Genomic DNA, 23,589 nt, shown 5'->3' with positions numbered 1-23,589 from the left:
GCATGAGCGAAGACTTTCAACATATATCCGTGTTAATGACGGAGACAATAGAGGCCCTGGCCATTAAACCTGATGGTATTTATATCGACGGGACTTTTGGCCGTGGTGGGCACTCTGGCGAAATACTCGCTCGTCTTGGTGAGCAGGGGCGCTTGCAAGCCATCGATCAAGACCCGAGTGCTATCGCTGCGGCACAACGCTTTGCTGATGACCCGCGTTTTAATATTGCCCACAGTCGTTTCTCTCGTCTTGATGAAGTCGCCGAAGCACAGGGACTTACCGGCAAGGTCGATGGTATTTTGCTCGATATTGGCGTGTCGTCACCTCAGCTAGATGACGCTGGACGTGGCTTTAGCTTTATGAAAGACGGCCCCTTAGATATGCGTATGGACCCCTCTCAAGGGCGAAGTGCTGCGCAGTGGCTGGCAGAGGCAGAGTTAGAGGACATGGTCTTCGTGTTTAAAAAGTACGGTGAGGAAAAGTTTGCTCGGCGTATCGCAACCAAAATAATCGAGACTCGCGCCCACACTGACATTAATTCAACCGCGCAATTAGCCAAGCTGATTGATGAGGCGGTGCCTGTTAAAGACAAACATAAGCACCCAGCAACGCGTACATTCCAAGCTATTCGCATTTATATCAATAGTGAGTTAGAGGAAATACAGACGGCATTACAAGCTGCTCTGAAAGTACTGAAACCGGGTGGGCGATTAGTGGTGATTTCTTTCCACTCCTTAGAGGATCGCATTGTAAAACAGTTTATTAAAAAGCAGAGCAAGGGAGAGGCAATGCCTAGAGGTCTGCCGTTAACCGATGAGCAATTAAAACAACAGTTAACGCTCAAGGCAGTAGGCAAAGCCATTAAGCCGAGCGAGGAAGAAATCGCTCGCAACAGCCGTGCGCGCAGCTCCGTCCTTCGTGTAGCTGAGAGATTGGGATGAGCCAACAACAACTAAATCGCCATCCAAATCTCTTGTTAGAGATCTTGCGGGGACTATTTGACAATAAGATCACATTGGGGCTGCTTTTTCTTATTCTTATCAGTGCCTTGGCTATAGTACAAGTCACTCATTTGTCGCGAGCAAAATTGATCGCTCAAGACCGCTTATTACAAGAGCGGGACGAATTAGATTTGAACTGGCGTTACTTATTAGTTGAAGAAGAGTTTTATTCTCAACATGCCCGCATCGAGCAAATAGCGAAAGAGCAGTTGGATATGAAGCGCCCCACCAGTGAAGACGAGGAAGTGGTAATAGTCCCATGAGAGCTGCAAAGCGTAAAAACAATGGTAACAACCTTATCACCTGGCGGTTTATGCTGGTCTGCGGTGCTGTGCTTATGGTGTTTGTCACCTTAGTTGCGCGTGCAGCTTATTTGCAAGTGATAGAGCCGGATAAAGCGCGTAGCGAGAACGCCAAACGCACTGTGCGAGTAGAGAAGCTTCAAGTGCAGCGCGGTATGATCTTTGACCGTCAAGGCAAAGAGTTGGCGGTCAGCGTACCTGTTGTGAGTGTTTACGCTGACCCTAAGGCGATTGATAAGTACCTGCGCAAGAAGGTAGTGAGTCATACCAAAAAGCAGGGCCAAGACCCGCAAGATGTCTTGGACAGACCCGCCCACTTAAAAGATTTAAAACAAGCGTTCTACAAACAAGATATGCGTTGGCGTGAACTGGCCGATGTATTGCGTTTAGGACGTGCCCATGTCGATAAGCGCCTTACCGGCGATAAAGACCGCCGCTTCGTCTATTTAAAACGCCAAGTAACCCCTGCGGTTGCCAATTATATTGATGAACTCAACCTGCCAGGCGTGCATCTGCTAGACGAGTCTAAACGTTATTATCCAGCGGGAGAGATCACCGCTCATGTATTGGGCTTTACCAATATTGATGGGCACGGCATCGAGGGCATTGAGAAACTCTATGATGAAGCACTCACGGGCACTGAAGGACGACGCACTATTCGTAAGGATGCACGTGGCCGCGAAGTGGCGGTGCTTGACGAGCGTCAGCGCGTGGAGCCAGAAAATATCGAGCTATCGATTGATCAACGTATTCAAGTTATCGCATATAAGGCGCTGAAATCAGCCGTGCTCACCTACAAAGCAACATCAGGTTCGGCCATGGTGGTGGATGTAAAAACCGGCGAAATTTTAGCCATGGTTAACAGTCCCTCGTTTAATCCCAATAATTTAGAAGATGCAGCGCCACATAAGCGCCGTAACCGCGCTATTACCGATTTATTTGAGCCGGGTTCAACCATTAAACCTTTGTCAGTGTTAGCTGGTTTAGACTATGGAAACATCCAAGCGAACGACACCATAGATACTTATCCAGGGTGGATGCGTGTGGGTGGCAGTCTAGTGCAAGATACCCATAACCGGGGTGAGATGTCACTGCGAGAAATACTCAAAGTATCAAGCAATATGGGGGTGGCGAAGATCACCCAAGATCTCCCTAAAGACTATTTTGTCGGTTTATTTGAGCGTGTTGGTTTTGGCAGTGATACCGGCACTGGCATGGTGGGCGAAAGCAGCGGCTTATTCTACCCAAATCGCCGCTGGTCAGATTTCGAAATCGCGACCTTATCCTTTGGTTATGCCATTTCTGTTAGTACCGCGCAGCTCGCGCGCTTCTATGCCACCTTGGGTTCGGGCGGTATTTCTCGGCCACTGACGATTTTAAAACAACCACAACCTTTGCAAGGTGAACGCGTCTTTAAAGAAAAAGACGTGAATGCGGTAGTTGAGATGATGGAAAGCGTCTTTGAAAAAGGCGGCACGGCCTCGAAAGTGAAAGTGGATGGTTATCGTGTAGCGGCTAAAACAGGAACTTCTAAAAAAGCGGTTGCGGGTGGCTATGGCGATGAATACGTGGGGTATTTTGCCGGCCTTGGTCCGGTCAGCGACCCGCGATTAGCGGTTGTGGTAATGGTTAACGAACCCGGCGGCGATGTTTACTATGGCGGTGCTACAGCTGGCCCTGTATTTGCTGAGATCATGTCCAATGCGCTGCGTATTTTGAATGTAGCACCTGATTTAGAGCCCGTCGCTAACCTTGCAGAAGAAGGAGGTGGAGATGCGTAATCTTCGCGAAGTACTCGCACCTTGGGGCATAGATACCGACATTGAGTTGGTCAATGAGTTGCAGCTCGATAGCCGCCGCGTCAATCGCGGCGATGTCTTTGTAGCTATTAAAGGCCATCAACTGGATGGCGGACAATTTGCTAAACAAGCCATTGCCGCAGGAGCGAATGCGGTTATTGCCGACAGCCGTTGTCAACTTAACAGTGATGATGAGCGCATTATTGTCGTGGATGAGCTGAGCCTGCGTCTTTCGCAGTTGGCGGCGCAATTTTACGGCGAGCCAAGTAATGCCTTTGATCTGGTTGGCGTAACTGGCACCAATGGGAAATCGTCTACCACCTCATTTATTGCTACTTTAGCGCAGTACTGTGAGCGCAGCAGTGCCATAATCGGCACGTTGGGCTGGGGCGATGCCCAGCAGATGAATGCGTTGAGCAACACCACGCCGAGCAGTGTTGAGCTACAACAGATTTTTGCCAAGTTAAAACAACAACAAAAACAGTTAGTGGCAATGGAAGTCTCTTCGCATGGCCTTATTCAAGGCCGTGTTGCCAATAGCCATTTTCGCGCTGCTGTGTTTACCAACTTGTCTCGCGATCACCTAGATTACCATGGCGATATGCAAAGTTACGCTGATGCCAAGCTGATCCTTATGCGTGATTGTAATGCGAAAATGGTGGTGCTTAACCAAGACGATGCGGTTGCCCAGGGGTGGCTAGAAAAATATCCATTTGATGACTTGGTTGTATATGGCCGTAAAACCTTGCCCCCTGAGCTCGGTCGCTATGTGTATTTTAGCAATGTTCAGTTTTTACCAAGCGGTTTACGCGCGCAGATCAGCAGTAGTTGGGGAGAAGGGCAAATAGAGCTGCCACTGTTCGGTGAGTTTAACCTTTATAATGTGTGCGCTGCACTGGCAACATTGCTTGGCCTTGGTTATCCGCTGCCTGAGTTACTAGCTGGCTGTAAAACTTTGATGCCTATCGCCGGGCGTATGCAAGCGTATAGTGCACCACAGCAGCCAACCTGTGTGGTGGATTATGCCCATACCCCAGATGCTCTAGAGCTCGCATTACAAGCCTTGCGTCAACACGCACCTGGTAAAGTGACCTGTGTGTTTGGTTGTGGCGGTGACCGCGATAAAGGTAAGCGGCCATTAATGGCCAAGGCGGCACAAAAGTACGCTGACCGTGTTGTGGTGACCAGCGATAATCCACGCAGCGAAGACCCACACACCATACTCGATGATATTAAAAGCGGTTTCAGTGCCAATATTGAAGCTCATTATGAAGTGGACAGAGCGAAGGCAATCGCCTTGGCGATTACACAAGCGGGCAGTGAGGACATTGTGCTCATCGCCGGCAAAGGCCATGAAGACTATCAAATCATTGGCGAGCAGACACTCGCGTTTTGCGACCGCACTGTGGTGCAGCAGTTATTGCATCAACAAGGAGGTAAATAATGATTGCCATGGATTTAAACTGGCTTAGCGACACCTTAGGGTGTGCCTACCAGGGCGAGAATTGTGCTGTCGAAAATATTAATACCGATACGCGTAGCTTATGTGCAGGGGAAGTGTTTTTAGCACTTAAAGGGCCGAATTTTGACGGTCATCAGTTTATTGATGTGGCTGAGCAACAAGGGGCCGTTGCGCTCATTGTTGAACACCCAGTAGATAGTACTTTGCCGCAACTGATTGTGGCTGATACACGATTAGCTTTAGGGCAAATCGGTGCTGCGGTAAAAGCCCAAGTCGCCCCTAAAACTATCGCTATCACAGGGAGCGTGGGTAAAACCACAGTGAAAGAAATGTGTGCGGCAATATTGGCACAAAAAGGTGAAGTGCTGGCGACAAAAGGCAATTTTAACAACGATATTGGTGTGCCATTAACCTTAATGCGTCTAGCGCCAAAACATCAGTACGCCGTTATTGAGTTGGGCGCGAATCATCTCGGCGAAATTGCCTACACCACATCATTAACTAAACCCGATGTGGCTGTAGTGTGTAATGTCGCTGAGGCACACCTTGAGGGCTTTGGCTCGTTACAAGGAGTGGCCACCGCGAAAGGCGAAATTTTTTCTGGCCTCGGCGAGCATGGCGTAGCAGTCATTAATGCTGATAGCGAATTTAAACAGCAGTGGCTAGATGATTTGGGCTCACGCAAAGTGAAGCAGTTTTCCATGAGTCAGCAACTGGATGTATGGGCAGAAGATATTCATCTTGATGCTTTGGCCCGGGCGTCGTTTACGCTGTGTAACAGCAAAGAAAAAGTCGCTGTTGAGCTTGCTATTCCCGGTAAACATAATGTCACCAATGTCTTGATTGCTGCAGCATTAACGACCAGTGTCGGCTGCTCCTTACAAGAGGTTGCCAGCGGTCTTAAGACCATGCATCAAGCCCATGGCCGCGTTAATCTGATTGAGGTATCAAGTCAGCTCACAGTCATTGATGATAGTTACAATGCCAACGTCAAATCGGTGCAAGCCGCTATTGACCTACTCGCTGACGTTCAAGGCCACCGTGTACTGGCTTTGGGTGATATGAATGAGCTCGGTGAAGATGCCCGTGATTATCATCAACAAGTGGGTGAGTATGCAAAACAACGCGGTATTGAAGCCGTTTATTCTCTGGGCGTATTGAGCCGTTACGCCAGTGATGTCTATGAACAAGCCGAACGCCACTTTTCTGGGCGTGATCAACTCCTTGAGCAAATGCTCAAAGACTTACGACAGACACAACAAAAAACAACGGTAGTCGTGAAAGGATCGCGCAGTTCACGCATGGAGCTTTTAGTGGAAGATTTAGTGGCGCATGGCAAGCAGTTAGCCAGCGAGGGAGAGAAGTAATGTTAGTGTGGCTGGCTGAATACCTGACCCAATTTTATAGTGGATTTAATGTCTTTTCATATTTGACGTTGCGAGCCATTTTAGGAATTTTAACGGCGTTGTTGATGTCGTTGTACTTTGGGCCGAAATTGATCGTGGCGCTCCAGCGTATGCAAATCGGTCAAACCGTGCGTGATGACGGTCCACAATCTCATCTAAGTAAATCCGGCACACCCACCATGGGTGGACTACTCATTCTGGGCGCTATTTTTACCAGCACTTTGCTGTGGGCCGATTTAAGCAATAAATACGTGTGGGCAACGTTGTTTGTCATTGGCTCGTTGGGGATCGTTGGGTTTATTGATGATTACCGTAAAGTGATTCGCAAAGACCCCAAAGGGTTAATCGCTAAGTGGAAGTATTTTTGGCAATCAGTCATTGCCTTAGTCGTCGCGTTTGCGCTTTATGCCAGCTCTCAGCAAGCAGCGGAAACGGCGCTGATAGTGCCGTTTTTCAAAGAAGTGATGCCTCAGCTAGGGCTGTTCTACATTGTAATGACCTACTTCGTTTTAGTCGGTACATCTAATGCGGTCAACCTCACCGACGGCCTTGATGGGTTAGCTATCGTGCCGACTATTTTGGTCGCCTCAGCGTTGGCAATCATCGCTTATGTTACCGGTCATGCGAACTTTTCCAGCTACCTGCATATCCCTCATTTACCGCTGACCAGTGAGCTGGTGGTGGTGTGCACCGCCATTGTTGGCGCTGGGTTAGGCTTTTTATGGTTCAACACCTATCCAGCTCAAGTCTTTATGGGCGATGTTGGTTCCTTGGCGCTAGGCGGAGCACTGGGCATTATTGCCGTGTTGGTACGCCAAGAGTTGGTATTGGTGATTATGGGCGGGGTCTTTGTGATGGAGGCGTTGTCAGTGATCTTACAGGTGGGCTCCTACAAGCTGCGCGGTGAGCGTATTTTCCGGATGGCCCCCATTCATCATCATTATGAATTAAAAGGTTGGCCAGAACCGCGCGTCATCGTGCGCTTTTGGATAATTTCCATTGTATTAGTTTTGGCCGGTTTGGCGACATTGAAGATTAGGTAATGAGCTATTTAGACACGCTTAAAAATAAACGTATCGCGGTGCTCGGACTGGGTATATCTGGTCTGGGCACGGTGCGTTTTCTGCATGCTCATAATCTTCACCCTGTGCTTATTGATTCCCGTCAACAGGTACCAACACAATTGTGGCTCGACTCTCACGTGCCGCACTTAGAACGTCGCTTTGGCGATTTTGACAAAGCCGAACTGACGCAGTTTGATGTCATTATTATCGCTCCAGGCATAGCTCTCAGCACACCACAAGTGCGCCAAGCAATTGCCGAAGGTGTTGAAGTGATCGGCGATGTCGAGCTCTTTGCTCGGCTTAATAACAAACCCGTGCTTGCAGTGACAGGTTCAAATGGTAAGTCCACGGTGGTTTCGCTGTTAGCTAAAGTGCTTGAATGCGGCGGCTTACAGGTGGGCTTAGGTGGCAACATTGGCACCGCAGTACTTGATTTGCTAGCGCAAGATATGGATGCGTATGTATTAGAGCTGTCGAGCTTTCAGTTAGAGACAACAACCAGCTTAGCTGCGAAGTCAGCGTGCATTTTAAACCTATGTGAAGATCATCTTGACCGCTACACAGGCATGGCTGATTACATCTGCGCCAAGCAGCGTATTTATCAAGATTGTCAGCTAGCTGTGTACAATCGTGGTGACGCAGATACCTACCCAGAGCATGCATCACAACCGCTGAGCTTTGCGTTGCATGATGCCGACTACCATATCATGCAACATCAGGGCGAGAGCTATTTCGCATACCGTAACTCGCCTTTATTGCCTTGCCGTAAAACGGTGTTACCGGGCAGCCATAACCAACTCAATGTGCTTGCAGTGATGGCGTTGTGTCATGATTTTCACTTTGATATCGGTGTGTTTGAGCGTGCATTGTCAGAATTCAAAGGCCTAGACCACCGCTGTCAGTATGTTACTACCTTAAATGATGTGCGCTATTTCAACGACTCAAAAGCCACCAATGTCGGAGCTACATTGGCTGCAATTAAAGGCTTAGCCGCTGAGCCCGGGCGATTGATTTTACTTGCTGGTGGTGATGCCAAAGGCGCGGATCTGACGCCACTGAAAGAAACTTTGGCCGAACAAGTCGCTGAACTCATCTGCTTCGGTAAAGACGGTGATGCCATTGCCGCGCTCAAACCAGGCAGTCATCGCGTTAGTGGCATGGGTGAAGCGGTGCAAAAGGCAAAAGCCTGCGCGCAGGCTGGCGATATTGTGTTGCTTGCACCGGCTTGCGCCAGTTTAGATATGTACAGCAATTACATGGCCCGGGGTAATGACTTTATTCAACAGGTGTTGGAGGAGTCATCATGAGTTGGGAAAAGATTAAAGACTTGTTCCATCTAAAACCTTCAGGGCAACTTTATGATGTGCCACTTATCTACGCGTTGCTATGCCTCATTGGCGTAGGCTTTGTAATGGTGACCAGCGCCTCGATGCCGGAAGCGGAGCGCCTGTACGATAACCCTTACCATATCATGATCCGCCAAGCAGTGTTTGTGGCCTTAGGCTTTGTGCTATTTATTGTCGCCATCAGCGTAAAAATGCAATGGTGGAAAGTGGCCAACCCTTATTTGCTGTTGTTAGGTTTAGGTTTATTAGTGCTGGTACTAATTGTCGGCAATGAAATCAATGGATCGAAGCGGTGGATCCCCATGGGGCCGATTAATATCCAAGCTTCTGAAGTAGCGAAGCTATTCTTTTTTAGCTACTTAGCTGGCTACCTCGTGCGTAAACGCGATGAAGTACAGGAAAATTTAAAAGGCTTTGTTAAACCCATTAGTGTGTTCATTGTCTACGCCGGATTGATTTTGTTGCAGCCGGATTTAGGCACCGTGGTGGTGATGTTTGTCACCACGGTCGGGCTACTTTTCCTTGCCGGCGCGAAACTATGGCAGTTTTTCGCGCTTATGCTCTCTGGCATAGGTTTAGTCATCGCTCTTATTGTTTTTGAGCCATACCGCTGGGCTCGTGTGGTGGGTTTCTTGGAGCCGTGGGAAGATCCCTTTGGCAAAGGTTATCAACTGGTTCAGTCGTTGATGGCTTATGGGCAGGGTGGATGGCTAGGCCAAGGGCTAGGCAACAGCGTGCAAAAACTGCAATACATGCCACACGCTCACAATGACTTTATATTCGCCGTGGTAGCGGAAGAATTAGGCTTTATAGGTGTATTAACCATTCTCGTACTGTTGGGAACCTTGGTATTTCGCGCTCTGCTTATCGGCCAGCGCGCCCTCAAAGCGAATAAGGAATATGAGGGTTATTTAGCTTTAGGAATTGGTATTTGGTTTGCTTTTCAAAGCATGGTGAACGTTGGTGCCAGCGCCGGAATTTTGCCAACCAAAGGCCTTACCTTACCCTTTATCTCGTACGGGGGGTCTAGTTTTTTAGTGATGGCCATTGCGGCGGGCGTGTTACTGCGAGTGGATTTTGAAACGAAAATGGCCACTAAGCAAGCAACACCGCGTGGTAATCGCCGAAGTGTAAGTGGCTCAACTTCAGCAGTTCAGGGGGCAGCATGAGTAAACGTATGGTAGTGGCTGCAGGTGGAACTGGTGGACATATCTTCCCGGGCATTGCCGTAGCCCAATACTTAATAGCGCGCGATTGGCAGGTATCTTGGGTCGGAACCGACGACCGCATGGAAGCCGAAGTAGTCCCTAAACACGGCATCGAGATTGATTTTATCGATGTTCAAGGCGTGCGCGGGAACGGCTTAATGCGACTGTTCAAAGCGCCACTGATGATTTTGAAAGCGTTTTTTAAAGCGCGTCATATTCTCAAGCAGCGTCGCCCTAATGTGGTGCTGACTATGGGCGGCTATGTAACTGGCCCCGTTGGTTTGGCGGCAAAAAGTTTAGGCATCCCTTTAATTATCCATGAGCAAAATGCGGTCGCTGGCATGAGTAATAAACTGCTCGCTAAAATTGCCACACAAACGCTTGGGGCCTTCCCCGGGGCTTTAGCCAATGATGATTTCAAAGTGCTGGGTAATCCGGTGCGCCAGTCATTGATGCATATTGAACCTAAGCAGGCTGACTCACCAGTTAACATGTTAGTCGTGGGCGGCTCTTTGGGAGCGAAAGTGTTGAATGACGTGTTGCCTGGTGCTTTTGCTGAGCTTAACCAGAGTCATCCTCTTGCCGTGTGGCACCAAACCGGTAAGGCGCGCTCAGCGCATGTACAGCAGCAATATGATGAGCTAGGGCTTGAAGCGAAAGTAACTGAATTTATTGATGATATGGACGCAGCACTGGCGTGGGCTGATGTGATTGTTTGTCGCGCTGGAGCGCTGACAGTCAGTGAAGTTGCAGCCGCTGGGCGGATGGCGCTATTTGTGCCGTTTCCACATGCTGTGGATGACCATCAAACCGCCAATGCAGAGTATTTGGTGCAAGGTGAAGCAGCATTATGTATGCAACAGAGCGACTTTAATCACGGCTCTGTGCAACAGTTGTTGATGCCATATTTGCAGCAACCAGAATTAATGACCGAGATGGGCAAGCGCGCGAAAGCGCTCGCCAAGCTCGATGCAACCGCACAGGTTGCCAAACAATGTGAGCAGTATAGTTAATGACACAGGCAATGAGCACAGCCCCGAAATTGGGCAAGCAACAAGATAACGGCCAACGACCAGCGATGCGCCGCGTTGAGACAATTCACTTTATTGGCATAGGCGGTGCTGGTATGGGCGGTATCGCCGAAGTGCTGGCTTACGAAGGATATCGTATTACCGGTTCGGATATAGCCCGAAGTGCAATGACTGAGCGGCTGATTAAAGTCGGCGCAGAAGTGTTTATTGGGCACGACCAAAACAATGTTAAAGATGCGTCGGTAGTGGTGGTTTCCAGTGCTATTGATGAGCAAAACCCTGAAATTATCGCTGCTCGAAGTGCCCGTATTCCGATTGTGCGTCGCGCTGAGATGCTCGCTGAGTTGATGCGTTTTCGCCATGGTATTGCCATTGCTGGTACTCATGGCAAAACTACCACTACGAGCTTAGTAGCCAGTATTTTTGCTGAGGCCAAGCTCGATCCCACCTTTATAATCGGCGGCTTGCTCAATAGTGCCGGCAGTAACGCAAAGGTCGGTGACAGTCGTTATTTAATTGCTGAAGCCGATGAAAGTGACGCTTCATTTTTACACTTGCAGCCGATGGTATCGGTGATCACCAATGTGGAAGAAGATCATATGGATACCTATGATGGCAGCCTCGAGAAAATGAAAGACACCTATGTGGATTTCATACACAACTTGCCATTTTATGGTCTTGCCGTGGTGTGTATTGATTCTGAAGTCGCTAAAGAGCTGATTCCCCGCTTTTCTCGTCAGGTGACAACGTATGGCGAACACTGTGATGCTGACTATCGGCTCACTGACTTTAGCCAAAATGCCAGCACCTGCTCGTTCACGGTACTGTCAAAACAGGGTGAGCGTCTCGACGTGACCTTAAATATGCCGGGCAAACACAATGCCTTAAACGCCACCGCCGCGATTGCTGTAGCAAAGGATGAAGGCATTAGTGATAGCGCTATTCTCAGTGCTTTGCAGAAGTTTGAGGGCATCGGTCGTCGTTTCCAGCATTATGGTGAGTTCACTAACGAGCGTGGCAAAGTCATGCTTATTGACGATTATGGCCATCACCCGAGTGAAGTCGCAGCCACTATTAAAGCGGCGCGTGACGGCTGGTCGCAAAAACGCTTGGTGATGATTTACCAACCACACCGTTATAGCCGTACCCGCGATTTGTACGAAGATTTTGTTAAGGTATTGAGTGATGTCGATCAGCTGATTTTGCTCGATGTTTATGCCGCCGGTGAAGAACCTATTGTGGGTGCTGATTCTAAGAGTTTGTGTCGCAGTTTGCGCCAGCGTGGTAAAGAGCCATTGCATGTGGCTGATCACAACGAGTTGGCCCGTGTTCTGGCGACCACCTTGGCTGACGATGACTTAGTGATCACTCAAGGAGCGGGCAATATTGGTCAGCTAGTGAAGAAGCTGGCGGCCACTGAGCTACAAATAAACCAACTTGAGCAGGTGTCGTCATGAGTCGAGATTTCGGTAAGGTAGCCGTTCTACTTGGGGGCTCGTCGGCTGAGCGCGAAGTATCGCTAAAATCAGGTAATGCAGTGCACAACGCGCTTGTCCAAGCGGGTGTTGATGCTCACCAGTTTGACCCCGCACATCAACCTCTACACGAACTCATGCAAGGCCAATTCGCACGGGTGTTTATTGCCCTGCATGGTCGCGGCGGGGAAGATGGCACCTTACAAGGCGCTCTGGAATTTATGGGCTTGCCTTACACCGGGTCGGGAGTATTGGGCTCTGCGTTGGCTATGGATAAGGTGCGCTGTAAACACTTATTCCAGGTAGCGGGACTGCGTACCTCTCCTTATGTTGTGGTCGGTAAAAACAGTGCCTACGACAGCCAGGCGATAATGGCACAACTGGGTCACGTGATGGTTAAGCCGTCTCATGAAGGGTCCAGTATTGGTATGGCTGAAGCGCATACCGCACAGCAGCTAAAGCAAGCATTGCAAGACGCTTTTCAGTTTGATGATCAAGTGCTGGTGGAGCAATGGTTAAGTGGCCGCGAATTTACTGTGTCGATTTTGGCTGATAAGGCCTTACCTGTGATTGAAATGCGCACTCCCAGTGGCTTTTACGACTACCAAGCCAAATATCAATCCAGCACCACTGAATACTTTTGCCCTGCTGATATCAGTGCTGAGCAAACGGCGCAGTTACAAGAGATGGCGCTTCATGCATTTAATCTTGTTGGTGCCAAAGGATGGGGACGGGTTGATGCAATGCAAGGTGATGACGGCGAGTTTTATTTGCTAGAAGTGAATACCGTGCCAGGGATGACAGAGAAATCTTTAGTACCCATGGCGGCCAAAGCACAAGGTATTGAATTTTCGGAATTAGTACAACGCATTTTGGAGCAAACCCTGTAAATGAGTGAACTGAGAGAGAAGCTTACCAACTTAAAAGAGCGTACCAACTGGTCGCTACTCTTTGGTGTGAGTTTCTTTCTGTTGGTGCTATTTGTGGTGATTAAACTGACCTTTAATTTCTCCGATTGGTTGGTCCAAGATAAAGACGCGCGACTTAAGCAACTGCAGGTACTGGGTGAGCCACATTACACCGAAGAGCGAGATATTATTACCGCCATTAAGCAAGCCGATCTGGATAGCTTTTTTGAGCTTGATGTAAAGCATGTTCAGCAATTAGTGACTGAACTGCCTTGGGTAGCCAGCGCCTCGGTGCGCAAGCAATGGCCAGACACTTTGCAGGTGTATGTGGTTGAACATCATCCCGTTGCTTATTGGAACGATGACATGCTGCTCAATACTAAAGGGCAGGTTTTTTCTGCCCCCACCAACAAGGTGAATACCCAACTGCCTAGCCTATTTGGCCCCGAAGGCAGCGAAGGAGAGGCGTGGCAAACGTTTGTGCGCTTTAAAGAGTTGTTTGCTGTTAACGGCCTTAACCTAACGAGCTTGGCGCTTTCGGAGCGCTTTGCCTGGCAATTATGGTTAGATAACGGCATTCGCTTGAACTTAGGGCGTGAAGAGAAAGCTAAGCGGGTGCAGCGATTTATTGATGTCTATCCACACTTGAAAAAACGTCAAGATGTGCGAGTAGATGTTGTCGATTTACGATATGATACCGGCCTTGCGGTGCAGTTTAAGCCGCTGGATGTAACGGAAGAAGAACAAAAGAGTAAGGCATGACCAAGTCAGTAGAACGTAACCTTGTGATCGGTTTAGATGTGGGCACTGCAAAAGTAGTTGCCACCGTCGGTGAGATCACCGATGACAATAAGCTCAGCATAGTCGGCGTCGGCCGCCAGGTTTCGCATGGCATGGATAAAGGGGGGGTGAACGATCTCAACCTTGTTTCCGAGTCTATTCGTCGTGCCATCGATGAAGCTGAGCTCATGGCTGATTGCCGTATCAGCTCAGTGTATTTAGGTATTTCTGGTAAGCATATTCAATGTCAGAATGAAACCGGTGTTGTGGCGATTAATAACACCGAGGTCACCGACGAGGACATCGATAACGTCATTCATATCGCCCGTTCAGTGCCTATTTCTGCTGAACGCAAAATGTTGCATGCATTGCCGCAGGAATACAGCATTGATATGCAAGAAGGCATTAAAAACCCGTTGGGTATGAGCGGTGTGCGCATGGAAGCTAAGGCGCATATTATTACTTGCTCAAATGACATGGCCAAAAACATTGAGAAATGTGTTGAGCGCTGTGGCTTACAAGTCGATCAGCTTATCTTCAATGCCCTTGCATCATGCTACTCAGTACTCACTGATGATGAGAAAGAACTGGGTGTTGCGGTGTTAGATATCGGTGGTGGCACCATGGATATCACTATCTACATTAATGGCGCGCTACGCCACTCCGCAGTGATCCCTGTCGCTGGAAACCAGGTGACTGGTGATATCGCGAAAATTTTCCGTACGCCGATTTCGCATGCGGAAGCGATTAAAGTGCAACACGCCTGCGCGAGCAGCCAAATGGCCAGCAACGAAGAGCAAATCGAGGTACCTAGCGTAGGCGGTCGCCCAGCACGCATTATGTCGCGCCACACCTTATCAGAGGTGGTGGAGCCGCGTTTTAGAGAATTATTTGAACTGGCGCTTGAAGAAATTCGGCGCTCAGGCTTAGAAGATCAAATTGCCGCAGGATTGGTTATTACCGGCGGTAGTTCGAAGATGGCCGGTGCCCTGGAAGTGGCTGAAGACATTTTCCAGATGCCGGTACGTATCGGCAGTCCGATAGGGATAAGCGGATTGACCGACTATGTAAACGATCCCTCATTTGCAACCGCTGTAGGTTTGTTACAATATGGTCGGACCATGCAGTCGATCAACGCAACAAAAGCGAAAGCAGACGAGGGTAACTGGTGGAACCGAATCACGAAGTGGTTCCAAGGCGAGTTTTAGTGCTCAAGTCGGAGAGTTAACATGTTTGATATGATGGAAGAACACAGCGAAGAAGCTGTTATCAAAGTAATAGGTGTCGGTGGCGGCGGTGGTAACGCCGTTGAACACATGGTGCAACAGCACATCGAAGGGGTAAAATTTATTACCGCGAACACCGATGCGCAAGCACTGCGTAAATCATCAGCTGACGTTACGGTTCAGCTAGGTACGCAGATCACCTCAGGTTTAGGTGCTGGTGCCAATCCAGATATTGGTAAGAAAAGCGCCGAAGAAGATGCAGAAACCATTAAAAGCGCACTAGAAGGCGCTGATATGGTATTTATCGCAGCCGGTATGGGCGGCGGTACGGGCACGGGTGCAGCCCCAGTGGTGGCGCGTTTAGCTAAAGAGCTCGGTATTCTAACTGTAGCTGTGGTTACCCGCCCGTTTGATTTTGAAGGCAAGAAGCGTGCAGCAGCAGCGGAACATGGCATCGGTGAATTGGCGGAAATTGTTGATTCATTGATTACTATTCCAAATAACAAATTGCTTAAAGTGCTCGGTAAAGGCACAACCTTATTAGACGCTTTCGCTAAGGCGAATGACGTACTTTATGGTGCGGTACAAGGTATTGCCGAGCTGATCACCCGCGCAGGATTGATCAACGTCGACTTTGCTGACGTACGTACGGTGATGTCAGCCATGGGCACGGCGATGATGGGCTCAGCCTCAGCGTCAGGTCCTGATCGAGCACAAGAAGCTGCCGAAGCGGCGATTTCAAGCCCGCTCCTTGAAGACGTGGATCTAACGGGTGCAAAAGGCATCTTGGTCAATATTACTGCCGGTATGGACTTATCAATCGAAGAATTCGAAATCGTTGGTAATCACGTTAAAGCCTTGGCATCTGAAAATGCCACCGTGGTTGTCGGTACCGCAATTGATATGGAAATGAGCGATGAACTGCGCGTAACCGTTGTTGCAACGGGTCTCGGTGGTGATCGTCGTCCACAGTTCGGTGTTGTCGACAATGGCTTCAAGCGAGCTTCAGGCTCAGATGTAACTTCTAGCACGAGCAACAACCAGAGCACGTCTATGTTTGTGCCAAGTTTTGCTTCGCAGGGAACTCAAAGCGCTAGCGAAGAGTCCAAGCCGGTAGAAGAGCAGCCTAAAGTCGATAATAGCAGTGCTAGCCCGGCGGCAACGCCGAGCCAAGAAAGCCACAAAGGCAGCGGCAATAGCGCTGGCAGCAAGAAACAAGAAGACGGTGGCGATTACTTCGACATCCCAGCGTTCTTGCGTAAGCAGGCTGATTAGTACAGAAAATAAACTGATTTGTTAACAGCAGCGATGTGTGGTAGAATCCGCCGTCTGACTTTAGTTTAAAGAGTGAGCGAAAGCCTATGATTAAACAGCGTACGATTGCAGAAGTAGTCAAAGCCACGGGTGTTGGGCTTCACAAAGGTGAGAAGGTTTCCTTAACTCTCCGACCTGCGAGCGCAAATACTGGGATAGTATTTCGTCGCGTGGACCTTGATCCGGTTGTGGATTTCGAGACAACCCCGGAAGCGGTGGGTGATACGCAATTGTGTACCTGTTTAACAAACAAAGACGGCGTTCGTTTATCGACTACTGAACACCTTATCGCTGCGGTTGCGGCGTTAGGTATCGACAACTTAATAGTTGAGTTAGATAGTGCAGAAGTACCTATTATGGACGGCAGTGCGTTGCCGTTCATCTATCTACTACAAAAAGGTGGTTTAGCCGAGCAAAATGTTGCTAAGCGCTTTATTCGCGTGAAAGAAAAGGTACGCGTTGAAGAGGGCGACAAATGGGCCGAGATTGAGCCTTATGATGGTTTCCATATCGACTTTGAAATTGCTTTCGACCACCCAGCTATCAATGAAAGCCGTCAGCGTATCGGTCTTGATATTACGGCGCAAAACTTCATTGAACAAATCAGCCGCGCGCGTACTTTCGGATTTATGAAAGACATTGAATACATGCATGCCAACAACCTAGCCCTTGGCGGTAGTATGGATAATGCAGTGGTATTGGATGATTTTAAAGTATTGAATCCGAATGGCTTGCGTTATGACGATGAGTTCGTAAAACATAAGATCCTCGATTGTGTGGGTGATATGTTTATGACCGGCCACAACATCCTCGGTAAGCTGACAGCTTATAAATCAGGGCATGACCTGAATAATAAGCTACTGCGTAAGATTATGGCTACCGAGTCAGCGTGGGAATGGGCAACATTCGAAGACACCGTATCGATGCCTGCTCCGGCACTCGAGCTGCAAACAGCTTAAAAAATACTGATAAAAAAATGACGCCGTTGAGCGTCATTTTTTTTGTCTGCCGTGTAGCGCCAAGCGCCGTAATTTCTCCTGTAACGAGGGAGGAGCATTCTCGGCCACATGTTCCAAATACTCAGCGCTTTGCTCGCTCATGGCCCGCTTCTTCGTCGCGGTTGCTTTGTTGCTGCCGGTCTGCGACTGAGGAGTTAAACGTCTCGCGGCATCGGGAGAGGTTTGAATTTTTACTTGGCAAAGTTGCGCTAAGCCTTGTTGGCGAAAGGCGGAAAGGATATCCATCTTTACGTAATTGAGTTTTAACGCAATGGTGGCGCTTTGTGCTTCAATGATGAGCGCATCATCACGAATATTAGCAACACGGCATTTCTTCGCTAGATTTTCACCGATCACTTCACGCAGCACGGTCTGTTGCTGGCTGAGCTGTTGGCTTTTAGCGCTATAGTCGGCAATACGTGACCCCATACGCGGGCTCAGCTGGCCCAAAACTTCGTCAAGTTGTTTGGGTGCATACCTATCTTTCGCCATAAATCTAAGGTGCCTCTTGAATTCGCCTAAATCGTCACCACCTCTAGAGAATGCTTGAGCCCTGAGAATCACTTCTTTATTGCAAGCGGTGGGCAGCCAGTCATTCGGATGATTGCAAAGATCTCTATGAACGCTATGATAGGCCAGCGATAATACCAATGCCATTAATTTCTAATGCTGTAAACTACTGCGGCCAACAGGATAAATGGAATTGGTATTATTAGGTGCTGCAATTCATTGAGTTTGTTATGATGTCGCTCAAAAGTACACCGCTCAAGCAGTCACATTTTAGTTTGTCCACGCCAAGTGCTTCTAATGTCACGCTGGTGCTGTATAAATGGATGATATTAAGTAAGCAAGTGACTCGGGTTTGACCCAGAGCGCTTAATGCAGATGAGAATGTAACGGTTAAATCATGATCACTAAATTATTTACCAAGGTTTTTGGTAGCCGCAATGACCGCACAATAAAAAACCTACGCAAAACGGTCGCTTTAATAAATGCGTTAGAGAGCCAACTAGAGTCGCTCAGTGATGACGAGTTAAAGGCGAAAACCGCCGAGTTTCGCGAACGTTACGATAATGGCACCAGTCTAGATGACCTTCTTCCAGAAGCCTTTGCTGTTGTGCGCGAGGCTTCTAAGCGTGTTTATGGCATGCGCCACTTCGACGTGCAGCTAATTGGCGGCATGGTATTACACCAGGGCCGTATCGCAGAAATGCGTACCGGTGAAGGTAAAACCCTGACGGCAACGTTGCCAGCCTACTTAAATGGCTTGACCGGCAAAGGTGTGCACGTTATTACCGTGAATGATTACCTTGCCAAGCGAGACGCGGAAACCAACCGCCCGCTGTTCGAGTTCTTAGGTTTATCGGTTGGCTGTAACGTGCCTGGCATGATGCCGATGCAGAAAAAAGAAGCCTACAGTGCAGATATTACCTACGGTACTAACAATGAGTTTGGTTTCGACTATTTGCGCGACAACATGGCTTTCAGCATTGATGAGCGTGTGCAACGACCACTCAACTTCGCTGTTGTCGATGAAGTGGATTCAATCCTTATTGACGAAGCGCGTACCCCGCTGATTATTTCTGGCCCAGCAGAGGATAGCTCAGAGCTATATACGCAAATCAATAAGATTGTGCCTGAGCTCGAACTGCAAGAGAAAGAAGACGAAGAGGGTGTTGAAGGCGATGGTGATTTCACTATCGACGAAAAAGGCAAGCAAGTTCACCTGACCGAGCGCGGCCAAGTTAAAGTTGAAGAACTGCTAACGCAACGCGGTCTAATCGAAGAAGGTGACTCGTTGTACTCAGCTGGTAGCATCACCCTACTGAGCCATGTTTATGCGGCTCTTAGAGCTCATAAGCTGTATCAGAAAGATGTTGATTACGTGGTCAAAGACAATGAGGTTATTATTGTTGATGAGCACACCGGTCGTACTATGGAAGGGCGTCGCTGGTCTGAGGGCTTACACCAAGCGGTTGAAGCCAAAGAAGGGGTGAAAATCCAAAACGAGAACCAGACGCTGGCATCGATCACCTTCCAGAACTACTTCCGCATTTATGAAACCTTGGCCGGTATGACGGGTACCGCTGATACCGAAGCGTTCGAATTCCAACAAATTTACGGCCTGGATACGGTTGTTATCCCTACCAACAAACCGATGATCCGCGACGATCGTGCTGATTTGGTTTACCTGACTCAAGACGAAAAGTACGAAGCCATCTTAGCAGATATTAAAGACTGCCAAGAGCGCGGCCAACCGGTACTCGTGGGGACAATTTCAATTGAGAGTTCTGAGTATCTGTCGCAATATTTGCGTAAAGAGAAAATTCAGCACAACGTATTGAATGCCAAATTCCACGCTCAAGAAGCGGATATCGTTGCTGATGCTGGTCTGCCTGGCACAGTAACAATTGCGACTAACATGGCTGGTCGTGGTACCGATATCGTGCTCGGTGGTAACTGGCAAAGTGATATCGATAAGCTTGATAACCCAAGTGAAGAGCAAATCGCCGACATCAAGGCTAAGTGGCAAGAGCGCCATGATGCCGTTATCGCAGCTGGTGGCTTGCATATTATTGGTACTGAGCGCCATGAATCTCGCCGTATCGACAACCAGCTACGTGGTCGTTCTGGTCGTCAGGGGGATGCGGGTTCAAGCCGTTTCTACCTATCAATGGAAGATGCACTAATGCGTATCTTTGCCGGCGAACGCATGACTAACATGATGCGCAAGCTGGGTATGCAGCGTGGCGAAGCTATCGAGCATCCATGGGTTAACCGTGCTATTGAAAATGCGCAGCGTAAAGTTGAGGCCCGTAACTTTGATATTCGTAAGCAACTACTTGAGTACGATGATGTGGCTAATGACCAACGTCGCGTCGTTTACGCTCAGCGTAACGAGTTGCTTGAAGAAGGGGATATCTCTGAGACAATTACCGCCATCCGCCATGACGTGGTTAATGGTGTGATTGATCAATACATTCCGCCGCAATCATTGGCAGAAATGTGGGATGTGCCTGGTCTAGAAGAGCGTCTAAAAGCCGACTTCCTGCTCGAGTTACCTATCCAGCAGTGGCTGGCCGACGATAACAAGCTGTTTGAAGAAAAACTGCGTGATCGTATTGTTGATGAGGCGGCCAACGCTTATAAAGCGAAAGAAGAAATGGTCGGCGCACAAGTGCTTCGTCAATTTGAAAAAGCGGTCATGCTGCAAAGCTTAGATCAGCACTGGAAAGATCACCTTGCCGCGATGGACCACTTACGCCAAGGCATTCATTTACGTGGCTACGCGCAGAAGAATCCGAAGCAAGAATATAAGCGTGAATCGTTTGAGTTGTTCTCTGCTATGTTAGAGAACCTTAAGATTGATGTAGTTAATATTCTAAGCAAGGTACAAGTGCGTGCCGAAGAAGATGTAGAGAAAGTCGAAGAGCAGCACCGTAAATCGGAAGAAGTTCCTCGTCAGTATCAACATGCTGATGCTGAGCAAGTCGGTGGCGATGCGCCGCAGGCAGCTGTGGCTTCTCGTAGTGAGCCAAAGGTGGGTCGTAACTCTCCCTGTCCTTGTGGTTCAGGTAAAAAGTATAAGCAGTGCTGTGGCAAGTTAAGCTAATAACACAGTTAAAATAATGGTTTTAAAAAGCGGCATATTGCCGCTTTTTGTTTATGGAGTTGTACTATGAAGCAGGTTGACGTTGCCGTAGGTATTATTAAACGCGAATCGCAAACCTATATTTGTAAGCGTCCAGAAGATAAGCACCAGGGCGGGCTGTGGGAGTTCCCTGGGGGCAAAATTGAAGTGGGTGAATCAGTTGCCCAAGCGCTGAGCCGGGAACTACACGAGGAAGTGGCAATCCGTGTGCATAGCACCGAAGAGTTTATGCGCATTGAGCATGACTACGGCGATAAGCATGTGTGTCTGCATATTCATATCGTCGCCGATTTCAGTGGCGAACCACATGGTGCCGAAGGGCAGCAAGGGGCTTGGGTGGATATCGCAGCCTTAAACGACTACGCCTTTCCTAAGGCGAATGTAGCGATTATCAATAAGCTACTGGAACAGTCATAAATTGTTACAAACTGCGCCTGTGTTTAGCAAATGTTCAGGTTAATATGGCGTAGTCGGAATAATAACTCTATTAATCTAATCGGGACAACAACATGTATAAAGTAACCTTAGTTGCTGCGGCTACGGCCTTAGCATTAGGTTTGACTGGTTGCAGTGAGCAGCCAACACAGTCAAGCAGTAACAATCAACAAGCAGAAACAGTTGCAAAACAAGAAACAAAAAAATCGCAGCAGCTGGGTTCAGGTATTGAGATTGAAAATATCGATAGTAACGTGCGTGCACAAGATGACTTCTACTATCACGTTAACGGCAAGTGGCTTGAGCGCACCGAGATTCCCGGTGATAAATCTAACTACGGCTCATTCACCGCTTTATATGATCAGTCGCAAGCAGCGCTTAAAGAAGTGATTGAAGCAGCAGCTAAAAATAGCGACGCTAAAGCGGGCAGTGATGAGCAAAAGCTAGGCGCATTTTATACCAGCTACATGAATACTGATGCGCTTGAAGAAAAAGGCATTACGCCATTAAAGCCGTACTTAGAGAACATTGCCGCCGTGAGCGATAAGTCAGAGTTAGTATCGCTGATGGCCGACATTCGCATTCAAGGTGGTACCACGCCATTCGCTTGGTATGTTAACAATGATGCCAAAAACTCTAGCCAATATGCGCTTTATGTATCGCAATCAGGCCTAGGTCTACCAGATCGTGATTATTACCTAAAAGATGAAGAAAAGTTCGCCACTATTCGTGATGAATATATTACTTACATCACTGATATGCTGACTAAAGCGGGTGTTGAAGATGCTCAGCAAGCGGCGCGGGACATCGTTGCATTAGAGAGTAAGCTTGCCAAAGCCCAGTGGAGCCGAGTGCAAAGTCGTGATGCGACCAAGTCATACAACAAGATGACCGTGGCCGAGGCAAACGAGCTGACTGGTGATTTCGATTTTGCGCAGTTCTTAGCGCAATCGGACATCGACAGCAAAGAAGTGATCATTCGCCAACCGTCTTACTTTGAGGACTTTGGCAGCATCTTCGCAGAAACTGAGCTGGATACTTGGCAGGATTACCTGACTTTCCACTTTGTGAGCAACTATGCCGATGAGCTAAGTAAAGACTTTGTCGATCGTAAATTCGCTTTCTACAGCACCACATTACGTGGCGTAGAAGAGCAAAAGCCACGTTGGAAAAAGGCGGTGGACTCTGCCAATGCCGTGTTAGGCGAGATGCTCGGCAAGGTCTATGTCAAAGACAACTTCCCGCCAGAAGCGAAAGCGCGTATGGAGGAGCTGGTAGAGAACCTGATCAAAGGCTTTGACCAAGCGATTGACGGCTTAGAGTGGATGAGCGCTGAAACCAAAGTGGCCGCCAAAGAAAAACTAAATAAATTCACACCGAAAATCGGTTACCCAGATAAGTGGAAAGATTACTCGGCACTGGAAATTAAAGCAGATGACCTAGCGGGTAACTTTATTCGCTACAGCGAGTGGGCGTATAACGAAATGCGCGAGAAACTAGGTAAGCCGGTTGATCGTTCTGAGTGGCATATGACGCCACAGACCGTTAATGCCTATTACAACCCGGTGAATAACGAAATTGTATTCCCAGCAGCTATTTTACAACCGCCATTTTTCAACCTAGAAGCGGATGACGCCGTCAACTACGGTGCGATTGGTGCGGTGATCGGCCACGAACTAGGCCATGGCTTTGATGACCAAGGTGCTAAGTATGATGGTGACGGAAACCTACGTAACTGGTGGAGTGAGCAGGACTTAGCGCAGTTTGAACAACGCGGTAAGAAATTAGTGGAGCAGTTTAACGGTTTCGCTCCGTTTGAAGATGCCAGCGTCAACGGCGAGCTAACACTGGGCGAAAATATTGGTGACCTAGGCGGCCTAACCGTGGCCTACAAGGCTTATCAGCTGTCATTAAATGGCCAACCAGCGCCAGAGCTGGATGGTTTCACCGGTGAGCAGCGTTTCTTCATGGGCTGGGCACAAATTTGGCGTCGTAAGTATCGTGATGAAGGGCTACGCAACCGTTTGATGACTGACCCTCACGCCCCAAGTCACTACCGTGTGATTGGTGTATTGCCAAACATGCCTGAATTCTACGAGGCCTTTGACGTCAAGGAAGGGGATGAGATGTACATCAAACCCGAAGATCGCGTTAAGATTTGGTAATTTCCATTAATCGCTAC

19 protein-coding genes are annotated in these 23,589 nt (G+C 48.5%); 18 read left to right on the top strand and 1 reads right to left on the bottom strand.

Annotation, left to right across the window (positions count from 1 at the left end):
* Window positions 1-2: 2 nt before the first annotated feature.
* From rsmH to lpxC, 15 genes are all read left to right on the top strand, one after another.
* Window positions 3-941, top strand: a complete 939-nt coding sequence (rsmH, locus tag PRUTH_RS11120; protein WP_022946079.1) for a 16S rRNA (cytosine(1402)-N(4))-methyltransferase RsmH — start codon at window positions 3-5, stop codon at window positions 939-941.
* Window positions 938-1,264 carry a cell division protein FtsL gene (gene ftsL, locus PRUTH_RS11115; RefSeq protein WP_022946078.1) on the top strand — a complete coding sequence of 109 codons (327 nt, stop codon included), beginning with the start codon at window positions 938-940 and terminating at the stop codon, window positions 1,262-1,264. Before rsmH ends, ftsL begins: the two co-directional genes overlap by 4 nt.
* A complete protein-coding gene (locus tag PRUTH_RS11110) occupies window positions 1,261-3,084 on the top strand; it encodes a penicillin-binding transpeptidase domain-containing protein (protein ID WP_045980425.1) in 1,824 nt (607 codons plus the stop codon). Before ftsL ends, PRUTH_RS11110 begins: the two co-directional genes overlap by 4 nt.
* Window positions 3,077-4,546, top strand: coding sequence for a UDP-N-acetylmuramoyl-L-alanyl-D-glutamate--2,6-diaminopimelate ligase (gene murE, locus PRUTH_RS11105; protein ID WP_022946076.1), 1,470 nt, complete (start codon window positions 3,077-3,079; stop codon window positions 4,544-4,546). Before PRUTH_RS11110 ends, murE begins: the two co-directional genes overlap by 8 nt.
* Window positions 4,546-5,931: a UDP-N-acetylmuramoyl-tripeptide--D-alanyl-D-alanine ligase gene (locus tag PRUTH_RS11100; protein ID WP_045980424.1), complete on the top strand. Its 1,386-nt coding sequence runs from the start codon at window positions 4,546-4,548 to the stop codon at window positions 5,929-5,931. Before murE ends, PRUTH_RS11100 begins: the two co-directional genes overlap by 1 nt.
* Window positions 5,931-7,013 (top strand): phospho-N-acetylmuramoyl-pentapeptide-transferase, encoded by a 1,083-nt coding sequence (gene mraY / locus PRUTH_RS11095; protein ID WP_022946074.1) that lies wholly within the window; start codon window positions 5,931-5,933, stop codon window positions 7,011-7,013. The genes PRUTH_RS11100 and mraY overlap by 1 nt, the downstream gene beginning before the upstream one ends.
* On the top strand, window positions 7,013-8,341 hold the full coding sequence (murD, locus tag PRUTH_RS11090; RefSeq protein ID WP_151173282.1) for a UDP-N-acetylmuramoyl-L-alanine--D-glutamate ligase: 1,329 nt from the start codon (window positions 7,013-7,015) through the stop codon (window positions 8,339-8,341). The genes mraY and murD overlap by 1 nt, the downstream gene beginning before the upstream one ends.
* Window positions 8,338-9,549: a cell division protein FtsW gene (gene ftsW, locus PRUTH_RS11085; protein WP_022946072.1), complete on the top strand. Its 1,212-nt coding sequence runs from the start codon at window positions 8,338-8,340 to the stop codon at window positions 9,547-9,549. Before murD ends, ftsW begins: the two co-directional genes overlap by 4 nt.
* Window positions 9,546-10,601, top strand: coding sequence for an undecaprenyldiphospho-muramoylpentapeptide beta-N-acetylglucosaminyltransferase (gene murG, locus PRUTH_RS11080; RefSeq protein ID WP_151173281.1), 1,056 nt, complete (start codon window positions 9,546-9,548; stop codon window positions 10,599-10,601). The genes ftsW and murG overlap by 4 nt, the downstream gene beginning before the upstream one ends.
* Window positions 10,602-10,612: 11 nt before the next feature.
* Entirely contained in the window at window positions 10,613-12,076 is a 1,464-nt protein-coding gene (murC, locus tag PRUTH_RS11075) for a UDP-N-acetylmuramate--L-alanine ligase (protein WP_151173280.1), read from the top strand.
* The gene (locus PRUTH_RS11070) at window positions 12,073-12,984 is read left to right on the top strand and encodes a D-alanine--D-alanine ligase (RefSeq protein WP_151173279.1); all 912 of its coding nucleotides are present in this window, start codon (window positions 12,073-12,075) and stop codon (window positions 12,982-12,984) included. The genes murC and PRUTH_RS11070 overlap by 4 nt, the downstream gene beginning before the upstream one ends.
* Window positions 12,985-13,764, top strand: coding sequence for a cell division protein FtsQ/DivIB (locus PRUTH_RS11065; protein ID WP_022946068.1), 780 nt, complete (start codon window positions 12,985-12,987; stop codon window positions 13,762-13,764).
* Window positions 13,761-14,990: a cell division protein FtsA gene (ftsA, locus tag PRUTH_RS11060; protein ID WP_022946067.1), complete on the top strand. Its 1,230-nt coding sequence runs from the start codon at window positions 13,761-13,763 to the stop codon at window positions 14,988-14,990. Before PRUTH_RS11065 ends, ftsA begins: the two co-directional genes overlap by 4 nt.
* Window positions 14,991-15,011: 21 nt before the next feature.
* Window positions 15,012-16,283 (top strand): cell division protein FtsZ, encoded by a 1,272-nt coding sequence (ftsZ, locus tag PRUTH_RS11055; RefSeq protein ID WP_022946066.1) that lies wholly within the window; start codon window positions 15,012-15,014, stop codon window positions 16,281-16,283.
* A gap of 86 nt (window positions 16,284-16,369) precedes the next feature.
* The gene (lpxC, locus tag PRUTH_RS11050; protein ID WP_022946065.1) at window positions 16,370-17,281 is read left to right on the top strand and encodes a UDP-3-O-acyl-N-acetylglucosamine deacetylase; all 912 of its coding nucleotides are present in this window, start codon (window positions 16,370-16,372) and stop codon (window positions 17,279-17,281) included.
* Between the two features lie 33 nt (window positions 17,282-17,314).
* Here lpxC and PRUTH_RS11045 read toward each other — a convergent pair whose 3' ends face one another.
* On the bottom strand, window positions 17,315-17,977 hold the full coding sequence (locus tag PRUTH_RS11045; protein ID WP_306669444.1) for a DUF721 domain-containing protein: 663 nt from the start codon (window positions 17,975-17,977) through the stop codon (window positions 17,315-17,317).
* Between the two features lie 250 nt (window positions 17,978-18,227).
* Here PRUTH_RS11045 and secA point away from each other — a divergent pair, with 250 nt between their 5' ends.
* The 3 genes from secA (at window position 18,228) to PRUTH_RS11030 (ending at window position 23,572) form a co-directional block, all read left to right on the top strand.
* Complete coding sequence (gene secA, locus PRUTH_RS11040; protein WP_022946063.1) at window positions 18,228-20,933, top strand: preprotein translocase subunit SecA; 2,706 nt, start codon at window positions 18,228-18,230, stop codon at window positions 20,931-20,933.
* Between the two features lie 66 nt (window positions 20,934-20,999).
* Window positions 21,000-21,389 carry an 8-oxo-dGTP diphosphatase MutT gene (gene mutT / locus PRUTH_RS11035; RefSeq protein WP_151173277.1) on the top strand — a complete coding sequence of 130 codons (390 nt, stop codon included), beginning with the start codon at window positions 21,000-21,002 and terminating at the stop codon, window positions 21,387-21,389.
* A 92-nt stretch (window positions 21,390-21,481) separates the two neighbouring features.
* Window positions 21,482-23,572: a M13 family metallopeptidase gene (locus PRUTH_RS11030; protein ID WP_151173276.1), complete on the top strand. Its 2,091-nt coding sequence runs from the start codon at window positions 21,482-21,484 to the stop codon at window positions 23,570-23,572.
* The last annotated feature ends 17 nt before the right edge of the window (window positions 23,573-23,589 follow it).

This window comes from Pseudoalteromonas ruthenica (assembly GCF_008808095.1).
Classification (GTDB): domain Bacteria; phylum Pseudomonadota; class Gammaproteobacteria; order Enterobacterales; family Alteromonadaceae; genus Pseudoalteromonas; species Pseudoalteromonas ruthenica.
This window is presented reverse-complemented; position numbering and strand designations above follow the sequence as displayed.